We start from the raw sequence: 12,148 nt of genomic DNA, 5'->3' as shown, positions 1-12,148 counted from the left end.
CCGTTCACTGAAGTTCATTAGATAACAAAAGGGTCATCAAATGGTGACCCTTTTTACTTCTTAATCTTTAACGAGATATGTAACGTTTAAAGAACTAAAGAACCTTACACGCAAAACCTTTTAGGTAGAAACCTTCAGGGTAGGCTGTGTCTGTCAGATGGTCTGCAGCTTGCTCAAAACGCTCGACAAATTTAACCGTGCGACCAGCATCGATTGCAGCATCGGCAATGATCTTTTGGAACAGATCGGTGCCCATTAGACCGGAACATGAATAAGTAAGCAGCGTGCCACCCGGTTTAAGAATCTGCATTGCTAGCATGTTGACATCTTTATAGCCGTTCGCACCTGATGTTAGGTTGTTTTTACTAGAAACGAACTTTGGTGGGTCCATGATCACAACATCGAACTTGGTGCCTTGGTCACGGTATTCACGAAGAAGCTTAAATACGTCTGCATTTAAGAACACCGCGCGTCTTTTTGAAATATCGAATTCGTTTAATTCTGCGTTGTGCTTAGCCGTGTCTAGTGCAAGCTGTGAAACGTCAGCATTGATAACACGCTTTGCTTCGCCTTTGAGTGCGTATAGACCAAAGCCACCAGTGTAAGAGAAGCAGTTCAAGACTTCTTTGTCTTTTACGTACTTCATTGACTCTTTACGGCTATCACGTTGGTCTAGATAGAAACCTGTCTTGTGGCCTTCAACGATATTTACGCTGATTTTTACGCCGTTCTCTTCGATGACAACAGATTTAGGTGGCTCTTCACCGTGAAGAACGCCGACAGTTTGTTCTAGTCCCTCTTTCTTACGTACTGCAACATCCGATCGCTCGTATACGTTGCAGTCAGGGAAACACTCCACTAGAGCTTCTACAAGAGCAGACTTATGATACTCCGCACCAGCACTTAGCAGTTGGCATACTAGGAAGTTCTGATATTTGTCGATAGTGATACCAGGTAAACCATCAGATTCAGCAGCGATTAAACGGTAGCCAGTAAGACCATCACGAGCAATGATCTCTTCGCGAAGCATTTGTGCGTCTTTGATGCGTTTAACAAAGAATGCTTTATTGATATCTTCTTTTTCAAACGTCCAAACACGAGCTCGAATTTGGGAAGCAGGAGAGTAGGCTGCTTTTGCTAGCCATTGACCGTTGCTTGCGAAAACGTCGACCGTTTCACCGAGTTGTGGCTCACCCGTTACTTTGTCAATGCCACGAGAGAATACCCATGGGTGTTTGCGGCGTAGCGATTTATCACGGCCTTTTGCTAGTTGAATCGATGGAGTCATAGTTTACTCTGATTGTTTGAATTCGAAGGAGGTGTATTGTCAGGGAAGCGTTAGGCAAAATCAAACGCCAAAGACGTTAGATACAAAAAAGGGCCACAAAAGCGGCCCTAATCATCGGAATTACTACTTTAAGCTTTGAGGCCTGTTAGTAGACCTTCCATTGAATCGCTTTGTTGACGAAGTTGGTCAACGTTCGCGTTACTCTTGCTAATCATGTCGCAGATGTTGTTTGACTGGTTGCGAATCTCTTCAACACTCTGTGCAATGTTGTCAGCAACCACGCCTTGTTCTTCTGCAGCCGTAGCTATTTGAGTGCTACTATCTGAAATAGATTGGTTCTTTTCTGCTAATGAACCAATTTCAACGTTAACTTCAGACATCAGTGTTTGACCTTCGTTCGCGTTAATAACAGTGACTTCCATTAACTTGGTAAGCGATTGGCTGTTACGTTGTAGCGCTTCAATCATGGTTTGGATCTCAACCGTTGCTTGCTGCGTACGGCCAGCTAGGGCGCGAACCTCGTCTGCAACGACAGCAAAGCCACGGCCTTGCTCTCCAGCACGAGCCGCTTCAATCGCCGCGTTCAATGCAAGCAGGTTTGTCTGCTCTGAAATTGCATTGATGGTCGTTACCACTTCATCAATTTGTGCTGCGTTTGCATCGAGCTCTTCAACGGCTTGTGAGGCAGACTGAATCTCTTGAGAAAGGTTAGAAATCGATGCAAGCGTATTCGACACTTTGTGCTGGCCGTTTTCAGCGACACCATGAGCGTCCATTGTTTGAGAACTTGATTCATGTGCTAGGTTAGCAACTTCACGTATGGTTGAAGCCATCTCTTCAGTTGCGCTTGCAAGACTGTTTAGGTGCTCTTGCTGAACGCCTGAAATATTTGAGCTTTGCTGAGTTGATTGGTTTAGATCTGAGCTGATTTGCTGCATCAAAGCGACAGACTCTTGAATTGAAAGCACCATCTTTTGCTCACGTTCTGCTACCTTATCAATAGTGATAGCAATTTCACTGAACTCATCGCGCACTAAGAAGTAGTTCATACGCCCCGTTAGATCGCCTTCCGCGAGTGTATTGAGTGCTTTATTCACGGAGAACATCGCACCGCCAATAAAGGTCATGATGTAATAAACACCTAGAGCGATTAGAGTGAGGGTGATGCCGATGATAGTGATTTGAGTTGTCGAAAGTGAGGACCATAGGTTTTGGTCGTGTGTCGCTACTAAACTGAATGCGCCATTCATAACAGACACCGCGCCTTCACCAAAACCCAAAGAGATGGTGTCTGATTGGCTGACAAGCTGAGCTACTTGGTCACGAGACAGTTGGCCTGCTTCAATAAGGCCTTTCATTAACATCAATTCATCTTGATAAAGATGGACCAAAAGTGCGTCCGCAGCGCTATCTAGGACTAGAGTTAAGATAACAAGAGCCAGCACAGGGAGTAGAAAAAGAAGGTAGAATTTCTCTTGGATTTTCAGATGGATAAGATATTTGTCAATCCAGCGAAAGGGGATTTCTTTCATATTAATAATGCTCAAATAATTCCACCCTGCTAGGGCGGATGAATAGAATTATCAACTATATCACTCAAGTAAATTATGAGGCAATGTTATGGATCGTTCCCATCGTATATTTCTGGTAACAGGTCATGTCCAATGTGTTGGCTTTAGATATTCAACACGAATAAGAGCAATGGACTTAGGGCTAACTGGCTATGCAAAGAACCTAGACAATGGTGACGTAGAGGTTCTCGCTGTTGGTAACAGTGCTAATATAGAAAAGTTGCATATCTGGCTCTATCAAGGTCCGGACACTGCGAGGGTAGAACGGGTAGTGGAGAAAGATGCTGCTGGCACAAAGGTTGATGACACCAACAGCAGATACTTTCAAGTTCTTTAAAGCATGAAATTGTTATTCAGCGTAATTGCTTTGAATTGTTAGCCAAACGCTCTATAGGCATTTCGCTGGTTTAGGCAGACCCGCTAGCTTAGTTGCTTGCTTTGCCGGCCCCTTTTTAAATAGTTTAAAGAGGTATTTACTGTTCCCTTTTTCAGGGCCATGAGCTTTTTCCATTGCTTTTACAAGCATACGGACAGCAGGAGATGTATTGAACTCCTCATAGAAATCACGTACGAAATGAATGACTTCTAGGTGGGCTTCAGTAAGCTCAATACCTTCGTCATCGGCTAGGATCTCAATCATACCTTCTTCCCATTGCGTGTGGTCTAAAAGATAGCCTTGAGCGTCGGTTTCGATTTGTTTTCCGTTGTATTCAAACATGTTTAATCCAGATTCATACCAATCAGCTGCGTAGGGTACATTACTCAGCGATGTTTCCCAACAAATAATAACGAATAGAAAACAAAAAGCCCAAGACGAATCTTGGGCTCTGTAGAATTAATAAGTTGACGATAGTATTAATCGTCGTTACCCATAATACCTAGAATGCTAAGTAGGCTGATGAAGATGTTGTAGATAGATACATACAGCGTCACTGTCGCTGAAATGTAGTTAGTCTCGCCGCCACGGATAATACCTTGAGTTGTCATCAAGATAGCCATTGTGGAGAACACAATAAATAGGCTGCTAAGCGCTAGGTGTAGAATTGTTGATTGGATGAAAAAGCTTGCGATCATACCAACAACTAGAACTACGAATAGTGACAGCATTAGGCCGCCCATCATGGATAGATCGCGCTTAGTGGTTAATGCATAAGCTGAAGCTGCCATAAATGATAGCGCAGTACCGCCAAGAGCAGTCAGAACCACGTCACCCATGCCAGCACCGATGTACGCGTTAAGAAGAGGGCCGATGGTGTAGCCTAGGAAGCCAGTGAATAGGAATGTAAATACGAGACCCATGCTGTTATCACGGTTCTTCTCTGTTAGGAAAAGTAGACCATAGAAACCAACCAGCATGATGATTAGGCCAGGACGAGGCAGGTTCATCGCCATTGAAATGCCTGCCACAACAGCAGACCAAAGTAGTGTCATTGAAAGTAGCGCGTAGGTGTTACGCAGCACTTTATTGGTTTGCAGAGCGCTCTCTTGAGAAGCTGTGCGAGAAAACATAGGGCTGTTCATAATCTTCCTCGTAAGGTGATATCAATAGTTGTTAGTACATTTATGGGGCTGAAAGTTCGAAAAATCAAGCCTTTCATTCAATTTGTCTACTTAAAATGATAATCAAAATAGAGAGTTAAGTATTTTTCAAGGTGTAACATAATGTTAACTACTTCATGGGGTGTTACTTCATAAAGTAAAAAGGGCAGCAAAAATAGCTGCCCTGTTAGGTAGATAAGGATTCTAATGGTGTAGAATCTGACTCAAGAAGTTTTGAGTTCGATCGGACTGCGGATTTTCGAAGAAGTCGACAGGATTGTTTTCTTCGATGATTTCGCCGGCATCCATAAAGATCACTCGGTCGGCTACCTCTTTCGCAAAGCCCATTTCGTGCGTTACACAAAGCATGGTCATGCCTTCTTCCGCCAATTCAACCATAACGTCTAGAACCTCACGAACCATCTCTGGGTCGAGTGCTGACGTGGGTTCATCGAACAACATGACTTGTGGGTTCATACATAGAGAGCGTGCAATCGCTACACGTTGCTGCTGACCACCAGAAAGCTGACCTGGGAACTTATCCGCTTGCTCTGGTATTTTTACACGTTCTAGGTATTTCATTGCGATTGCTTCAGCTTCTTCCTTCGGCATTTTCTTTACCCAAATTGGGGCTAGGGTACAGTTTTCTAATACCGTAAGGTGAGGGAACAGGTTGAAGTGCTGAAAACACATGCCTACGTCTTTACGTACGGCTTCAATGTTTTTTAGATCTTCAGTCAGCTCATTACCTGAAACAAAGATGTGTCCTTTTTGGTGCTCTTCTAATCGGTTGATACAGCGAATCATCGTTGATTTACCCGACCCAGAAGGGCCACAGATTACGATTTTCTCGCCTTTCTTAACTTCTAGATTGATGTTCTTAAGAACGTGGAACTCTCCGTACCACTTGTTCATATCTTTCAGTTCAATCATCAATTCTTGAGATTCGTTGTTTTGTTGTTGCGTCATAATACGTCCTTGATCTCTTTAACTATCGTTTGTGACCGGTGTGAAGTCTGTTTTCTAGCCATATCGAGTATCTCGACATACCAAAACAGAACACCCAGAACACTAACGCGACAAATACATAACTTTCTGTTGCAAAGCCTAACCACTCAGGGTCGGTATTAGCAGCTTGACCGATACCCAGTACATCGAACATGCCTATGATGAGAACTAGACTGGTATCTTTAAACAGGCCGATAAAGGTGTTTACGATAGATGGAATCGTAATCTTTAGAGCTTGAGGAAGAATGATAAGTCCCATTTTCTTCCAGTAAGTTAAGCCAAGCGCATCTGCGGCCTCATATTGACCTTTAGGAATCGCTTGTAAGCCACCACGAATAACCTCTGCCATGTAAGCTGCACTGAACAGCACCACGCCGACTAGTGCACGAAGCAGTTTGTCTGTTTCTGAACCCGCAGACAAGAACAGTGGAAGCATTACAGATGCCATGAACAGAACCGTAATCAGAGGTACACCACGCCAGATTTCGATATATACAGTACAGATGCTGCGAATAATCGGCATTTCCGAGCGTCGCCCAAGTGCAAGTGCGACACCGATAGGAAGTGACACCACAATACCAACGAGTGCGATGATTAGTGTAACGAGTAATCCGCCCCATTTGTGTGTCTCTACAACCTCAAGACCAAATACACCGCCATACAAGAGACCTGCGATGATGAATGGGTAGATATTAACGAAAAATAGCCAGATCCACGTACGCTTCGGAGTTCCTTCATAGGCTAATAAGCCAACGAAGACAGCAAGCGTAAAGTAGAATAGGCGAGGGCGCCACAGTTCAGCTTCAGGATAGAAGCCGTACATAAACTGCTCCCAACGTACACTGATGAATACCCAGCACGCACCATCGCTAGTACAAGCGTCACGTGTCGTCCCTACCCAGTCTGCGTTTAGGATACCCCAGTCAAAAACTGTCCAAATTAACGAGAATGCGAAATAACCTAGAATTACAGTTACCACACTATTCATAGGACCGTTAAATAGGTTTTTTCGAAGCCAACCTACAACACCGACCGTATTCGCTGGAGGTGGTAAATCAGGCTGAAATTGATGTGTGCTCATTTTATCTCTCCACCAATGCAACTTTACGGTTATAGATATTCATTAACGCAGAGGTTAATAAGCTCAATGTAAGGTAAACGGCCATCGTCATCGCGATAATCTCAATCGCTTGCCCTGTTTGGTTCAGCGTTGTACCTGCGAATACAGAAACCAAATCGGGATAACCAATCGCCATTGCTAATGATGAGTTTTTAGTTAGGTTTAAGTATTGGCTTGTTAGCGGAGGGATAATAATTCTCAACGCTTGCGGAATGATAACCAGCTTCAAAGTACGAGAACGTGGTAAACCTAGAGACATTGCTGCTTCAGTTTGGCCATGACTTACCGCGTTAATACCTGAACGAACGATCTCAGCAATAAATGACGCCGTATAGATACTTAGGGCAAGCATAAGAGCTGCAAGTTCTGGAATAATGCTAATACCGCCTTTAAAGTTAAAACCTTTAAGCGCAGGATATTCAGCTGAAATTGGCATACCCATGATGAAGTAAACAACGATTGGTAGAACAACAATTAAACCAAGAGCAATACGACCCATAGGTGTCTGTTGACCGGTTAAGCGCTGTTTATTCTTAGCCCAAATATTAATGATGATGGTTGCAACGATGCCCGCGATGAAAGCGGCAATAACGATACTACTTCCTGCCTCAAAAATAGGCGCAGGGAAGTAAAGACCTCGAACATTAAGGAAGATAGCTTCACCAAGACTTAAGCTTTGGCGAGCAGATGGTAGCGCTTGTAGAACAGCGAAGTACCAAAAGAAAATTTGGAGTAAAAGAGGAACATTACGGAAAATTTCGATATAAACCGCAGCAAGTCGGCTAACTAGCCAGTTTGACGATAGACGTGCAACACCCATAGTAAAACCAAGAACTGTCGCTAGAATGATACCTAGAACAGAAACGAGTGCGGTATTAAGTAGGCCAACGATGAACGTTCGACCATAAGAGAAGGTTTCGTCATATTCGACGAGTGTTAAACCAATGCCAAAGCCAGCTTCTTGGCTAAGAAAATCGAAACCGGTAGCGATGCCGCGTGCATCCAAGTTCGTCAACGCATTGCTGACAATGGTATGGAAGAAAGCGGCGAGAGCACCAAGAGCGATGATCTGAAAGACGACCGATCTGAAAGTTGGGTTATAAAGAAGGTTTGCGCTTTTCGCTTGGGGCTTTTCCTGGGAAGGAATAGAAGTGTTATTAGGTTTCATACTGCAATAACCTCAAATCCATTTAACAGTTAGGGCGGAAATCCGCCCTAATTTCGTGTTACTCAGTTGTAAATTCAGCGACTTTAGGTCAATCAACTATATGTAGGATTGGTCAGAAGCCGCTGTGTAAAGTAATCACGTAGTGGCTATTAACGGATTGGTGGAGCGTACATAAAGCCGCCCGCATTCCATAGCGCGTTTACACCACGAGAGATCTGAAGAGGAGAACCTGTACCTACAGTACGCTCGAAACTCTCACCATAGTTACCCACTTGCTTGATAACTTGGTAGCCCCAGTCATCACGGATACCTAGGCCTTTACCTTTAGGACCATCAACGCCAAGGATACGCTTGATGTTTGGATCTTTAGATTTCAGCATTTCGTCTGCATTTTTAGATGTAATGCCGTACTCTTCTGCGTTGACCATTGCAGACAGTGTCCATTTAGCAACGTTGAACCATTTGTCGTCATCTTGACGAACTACTGGACCTAGAGGTTCTTTAGAGATGATCTCTGGAAGTACTTCAGCAGAATTAGGATCGGCTAGGTTTAGACGAAGTGCGTAAAGACCAGATTGGTCTGTTGTAAGAACGTCACAACGACCTGCATCGAAACCTTTAGAAGTTTGCGCAGCCGTATCAAATACCACTGGCTTGTAAGACATACCGTTGTTACGGAAGTAGTCAGCAAGGTTAAGCTCTGTTGTTGTACCAGACTGAACACATACAGATGCGCCGTCTAGTTCTTTAGCACTCGTTAGGCCAAGATCTTTCTTAACCATAAAGCCTTGACCATCGTAGTAGTTAACGCCTACGAAGTTCAGACCAAGTGCCGTATCACGGTGCAGCGTCCATGTCGTGTTACGTGACAGAACATCGATCTCACCCGATTGTAGAGCCGTAAAACGCTCTTTAGCCGTTAGAGGTACGTATTTAACTTTAGTCTTATCACCGAGTACAGCCGCTGCAAGAGCTTGACAATACTCAACATCAATTCCTTCCCATTCACCTTTTGAGTTAGGGTTAGAGAACCCTGGAAGACCTGTACTTACACCACAAGTTAGAAAGCCTTGAGATGTGACTTTGTCCAGAGTGCTTTCTGCCGCTGATGCAGATGTTGCCATCATTGCAGTTGATGCAGCTACTACTGAAGCAAGAAGTGTTAGTTTATTTGTCATTTGTATCCTTCCTTGTTAAACCAGGTGACACCTGATACACGTGCTCGATTTGTGTTGTGCTTGCTGTGTTGCTTGTTTTTGTTACCTTTAAGCGTGGCTGCTCAAATCATGATTTGCATTTTGCAAATAACATTGTGTGCGATTTGAACAACTGTTTATAAGGTTAGGAAAGGATTTGCAGTTTCTCAAATGTATAATTTAAAAAGATTTTTGAGTGAAATCACAAATCCGGACACATTTAGAATGACCAAATGTTACGTGAATGTAAATAGTGCAAGGGCTTACACTGTTGGTGCAACGAGATTTAGGTTTCTAATTTCTCAATAGCCTAGCTGAATATATTGTTTAGGTGATTTTCTATCGAAACTTTAACCTTAAGAAAATCTGAAATTTGGTGAAATATTATTTTAATTATGCAAATGCACCTAGGATTATGCCCCAAATTTGGTAGCATGCATGAATAGTTATTAAAGAGGTCTCAAGGAAGAAAATGCGTTACTTTCCAATGTTTTTAGACATCGAAAACAAACCGATTCTGGTTGTGGGTGGTGGCGAAGTAGCCTGTCGAAAAGTCGATAGTTTGCTTCGAGCCGGTGGCGATGTAACCCTTATATCACCGAAGGTTGAACCTTATTTACAGCAATTAATAGATGAAAATAAACTGCACTGGGTGAAAAATTTTTATTCGTCACAAATGCTGTCGAGTCGTTACTTGCAAGTATGGGCAACTACTGACAACCCAGAGCTAAATCACCAGGTGCATAGTGATGCAAAAAAAATGGGTATTTTGGTAAATGTGGTCGACGACCAGCCATATTGTGACTTTATTACTCCTTCGATGATCAACCGAGGAAGAATTCAGATCGCGATATCCAGTGGTGGTGCGTCACCTGTTTTAGTTCGTAATATTCGTGAAAAGTTTGAGAGCTTATTACCACAAAACTTGGGTCTACTCGCCGACTTTGGTGCTTCGAAACGTAACTCAATTAAAGAAACGTTTCCAACGGTAGATGAACGTCGTAAGTTTTGGGAGCGTTTTTTATCTTCATCCCGTATAGAACGTATTACAGAGCGAGAAGAGCTGGAAGCATTCTATCAAGAGTCGTTAAAGGAAGAGGTAGACTCGCAAGGGCAGGTGACCTGGATCGAGTTTGACTCAGACGTCGAGCTACTCTCTATTAAAGCTTTACGTCTGATGCAGGAAGCGGAACTTGTTTTACATCCAGCAGACTGTCCATTTGAATATGTGGATTTGTGTCGTCGTGACGCTGAACGTGAGCAGTTTAAAGACAGTGGTGAGCTCTCCACAAAATTAATGAAGGCCCGCAACGAAAACTTGCGAGTGTGTGTGTTTGTATCGCCAAATAGCGTTGAATTTAACTTGCTGATTGGTAGTGATATCAAATTAGCTTCAGGGCGTAGCCTTTGAGTTTCATGACTTGACTGAAATAACAGTCATTTAAATACAAAAAGCCTCAATGCTATTCAACATTGAGGCTTTCTTAATACGGCTCGTAAAGATTAGTCGCGGAAGTTATCGAACTGGAATGGTTGACCTAGCTCACCATTGCGAACTAGCGCCATAACAGCTTGAAGATCGTCACGCTTCTTACCTGTCACGCGAACTTTCTCACCTTGGATAGCAGCCTGAACCTTAATCTTGTTGTCTTTAATCAGCTTGACGATTTTCTTAGCAACAGTGTTTTCAATTCCTTGCTTGAAAATAACGTTTTGGTGCCAGTATTTACCAGATTGATCGGGTTTCTGAGATTCCATTGCTGAGACATCAATGCCACGTTTCGTCAAGTTGCCACGAAGGATGTCTCGAAGCTGGTTTAGTTGAAAATCGTGCTCTGCAGACAGTTTTACAGTCTCATCTTTGAATTCGAAGCTTGCTTCAACACCACGGAAGTCGAAACGTGTCGCAAGTTCACGGTTTGCATTGTCGACCGCGTGGCGCAGCTCAACGGTTTCGATTTCAGAAATAATATCAAATGAAGGCATGGTTAATTCCTTAAGCTAAGTTTCTATCTTTAATGGCAGTTGCAAGCAGTTCAAGCATGATCGCAGTATCGTCCCAGCTTAGGCATGGATCTGTGATTGACTTGCCATACTCTAAGTTGTTGAGGTCTTTCATCGACTGATTGCCTTCTTCAATGAAGCTTTCAGCCATGATACCTGCGATTTGATTCTTACCAGATTTGATCTGCTCACAGATGTTTTTTGCAACATCAAGTTGTTTGCGGTGTTGTTTCTGACAGTTAGCGTGGCTAAAGTCGACAACAAGACGTTGAGGCAGGTCGAACTCAGCCAGTTGTTGGCAAGCTTGATCAACCGACTCTGCATCGAAGTTAGGGCCTTTATCGCCACCACGTAAAATAACGTGGCCGTACGGGTTACCAGAAGTGCGGTAAACAGTCATACGACCATTTTTATCTGGAGAATAGAAGTAGTGAGAAGCTTGTGAAGCACGAATAGCATCGATAGCGATTTTGATGTTGCCGTTAGTTGCATTCTTAAAGCCAACAGGGCAAGACAGAGCAGACGCCATCTCACGGTGAATTTGTGATTCAGTGGTACGTGCACCAATTGCGCCCCAAGTAATGAGGTCGGCAATGTACTGGCCTGTGATCATATCTAAGAACTCAGTCGCCGTTGCTAGACCCAGCTTATTGATATCAAGCAGAAGCTTACGAGCTTTGTTAAGACCGGCTTCCAAAGCGTAAGAACCATCTAGGTTTGGATCGGTAATCAGACCTTTCCAACCTACAACAGTACGTGGTTTCTCGAAGTAAGTTCTCATTACGACGAACAGTTCGTCTTTATATTGCTCTTGAATTTTGCTGAGTCGTTCAGCGTAATCCAAAGCAGCATCAGTATCGTGCACAGAACAAGGGCCAACGATGACCAGTAGACGGTTGTCTCGTCCAGTGAGGATGTCTTCGATTTGGCGGCGAGAGTTTGCAATGCGCTCAGCAACGTCGTCAGTGATTGGGTGTGCGTTGCCTAATTCGGCAGGAGTTGGCATTGGCCCAAGTGCTTGGGTTCTCAACTCATCAGTTTTTAATGGCATGTGATAGCTTTTTATTCTATTGCGAAGCAGTAAAGATAACGGAATTAAACGGAGGAATAAACTCCCTTAGGTCAAAGTTAGCTCGGATATTGGCAATATTCTTAGATTTATCAGTTTGCTTAGGGCGTGCTTCAAGGTGAGGTTCATTGAAACGAGTTGAATTACTGGATGTGTAAGGCCATCTCTCTTTTTTGTAACATTTT

Annotated in this window: 12 protein-coding genes; 2 read left to right on the top strand and 10 right to left on the bottom strand. The window is 43.5% G+C overall.

Annotation, left to right across the window (positions count from 1 at the left end):
• Positions 1-94: 94 nt before the first annotated feature.
• Both vsple_RS07205 and vsple_RS07200 read right to left on the bottom strand, forming a co-directional pair.
• The gene (locus tag vsple_RS07205; RefSeq protein WP_261881560.1) at positions 95-1,288 is read right to left on the bottom strand and encodes a class I SAM-dependent methyltransferase; all 1,194 of its coding nucleotides are present in this window, start codon (positions 1,286-1,288) and stop codon (positions 95-97) included.
• A 128-nt stretch (positions 1,289-1,416) separates the two neighbouring features.
• A complete protein-coding gene (locus vsple_RS07200) occupies positions 1,417-2,820 on the bottom strand; it encodes a methyl-accepting chemotaxis protein (RefSeq protein ID WP_261881559.1) in 1,404 nt (467 codons plus the stop codon).
• Positions 2,821-2,908: 88 nt separating this feature from the next.
• Here vsple_RS07200 and yccX point away from each other — a divergent pair, with 88 nt between their 5' ends.
• Positions 2,909-3,196: an acylphosphatase gene (yccX, locus tag vsple_RS07195; protein WP_255230681.1), complete on the top strand. Its 288-nt coding sequence runs from the start codon at positions 2,909-2,911 to the stop codon at positions 3,194-3,196.
• Between the two features lie 51 nt (positions 3,197-3,247).
• Here yccX and vsple_RS07190 read toward each other — a convergent pair whose 3' ends face one another.
• From vsple_RS07190 to vsple_RS07165, 6 genes are all read right to left on the bottom strand, one after another.
• Entirely contained in the window at positions 3,248-3,577 is a 330-nt protein-coding gene (locus vsple_RS07190; RefSeq protein ID WP_255230682.1) for a TusE/DsrC/DsvC family sulfur relay protein, read from the bottom strand.
• 137 nt (positions 3,578-3,714) lie between these two features.
• A complete protein-coding gene (locus vsple_RS07185; protein ID WP_150872326.1) occupies positions 3,715-4,380 on the bottom strand; it encodes a Bax inhibitor-1/YccA family protein in 666 nt (221 codons plus the stop codon).
• A 222-nt stretch (positions 4,381-4,602) separates the two neighbouring features.
• The gene (locus tag vsple_RS07180) at positions 4,603-5,367 is read right to left on the bottom strand and encodes an amino acid ABC transporter ATP-binding protein (protein ID WP_032549136.1); all 765 of its coding nucleotides are present in this window, start codon (positions 5,365-5,367) and stop codon (positions 4,603-4,605) included.
• Positions 5,368-5,389: 22 nt separating this feature from the next.
• Positions 5,390-6,487, bottom strand: a complete 1,098-nt coding sequence (locus vsple_RS07175; protein WP_261881558.1) for an amino acid ABC transporter permease — start codon at positions 6,485-6,487, stop codon at positions 5,390-5,392.
• 1 nt (position 6,488) lies between these two features.
• Positions 6,489-7,694 carry an amino acid ABC transporter permease gene (locus vsple_RS07170; RefSeq protein WP_261881557.1) on the bottom strand — a complete coding sequence of 402 codons (1,206 nt, stop codon included), beginning with the start codon at positions 7,692-7,694 and terminating at the stop codon, positions 6,489-6,491.
• A gap of 149 nt (positions 7,695-7,843) precedes the next feature.
• Positions 7,844-8,872: an amino acid ABC transporter substrate-binding protein gene (locus vsple_RS07165; RefSeq protein ID WP_261881556.1), complete on the bottom strand. Its 1,029-nt coding sequence runs from the start codon at positions 8,870-8,872 to the stop codon at positions 7,844-7,846.
• A 490-nt stretch (positions 8,873-9,362) separates the two neighbouring features.
• On the opposite strand from vsple_RS07165, the gene vsple_RS07160 reads away from it, so the two are divergent.
• A complete protein-coding gene (locus tag vsple_RS07160) occupies positions 9,363-10,301 on the top strand; it encodes a precorrin-2 dehydrogenase/sirohydrochlorin ferrochelatase family protein (RefSeq protein WP_261881555.1) in 939 nt (312 codons plus the stop codon).
• A 92-nt stretch (positions 10,302-10,393) separates the two neighbouring features.
• Here the strand turns inward: vsple_RS07160 and vsple_RS07155 are convergent, their stop codons facing one another.
• Both vsple_RS07155 and vsple_RS07150 read right to left on the bottom strand, forming a co-directional pair.
• Positions 10,394-10,876 carry a YajQ family cyclic di-GMP-binding protein gene (locus tag vsple_RS07155; RefSeq protein ID WP_261881554.1) on the bottom strand — a complete coding sequence of 161 codons (483 nt, stop codon included), beginning with the start codon at positions 10,874-10,876 and terminating at the stop codon, positions 10,394-10,396.
• A 10-nt stretch (positions 10,877-10,886) separates the two neighbouring features.
• The gene (locus vsple_RS07150) at positions 10,887-11,945 is read right to left on the bottom strand and encodes a 3-deoxy-7-phosphoheptulonate synthase (RefSeq protein ID WP_255230688.1); all 1,059 of its coding nucleotides are present in this window, start codon (positions 11,943-11,945) and stop codon (positions 10,887-10,889) included.
• Between the last annotated feature and the right edge of the window lie 203 nt (positions 11,946-12,148).

The organism is Vibrio pelagius (genome assembly GCF_024347575.1).
Lineage (GTDB): Bacteria > Pseudomonadota > Gammaproteobacteria > Enterobacterales > Vibrionaceae > Vibrio > Vibrio pelagius.
Note: the sequence above shows the minus strand (reverse complement) of the source record. Positions and strands in the feature narration are given on the sequence as shown.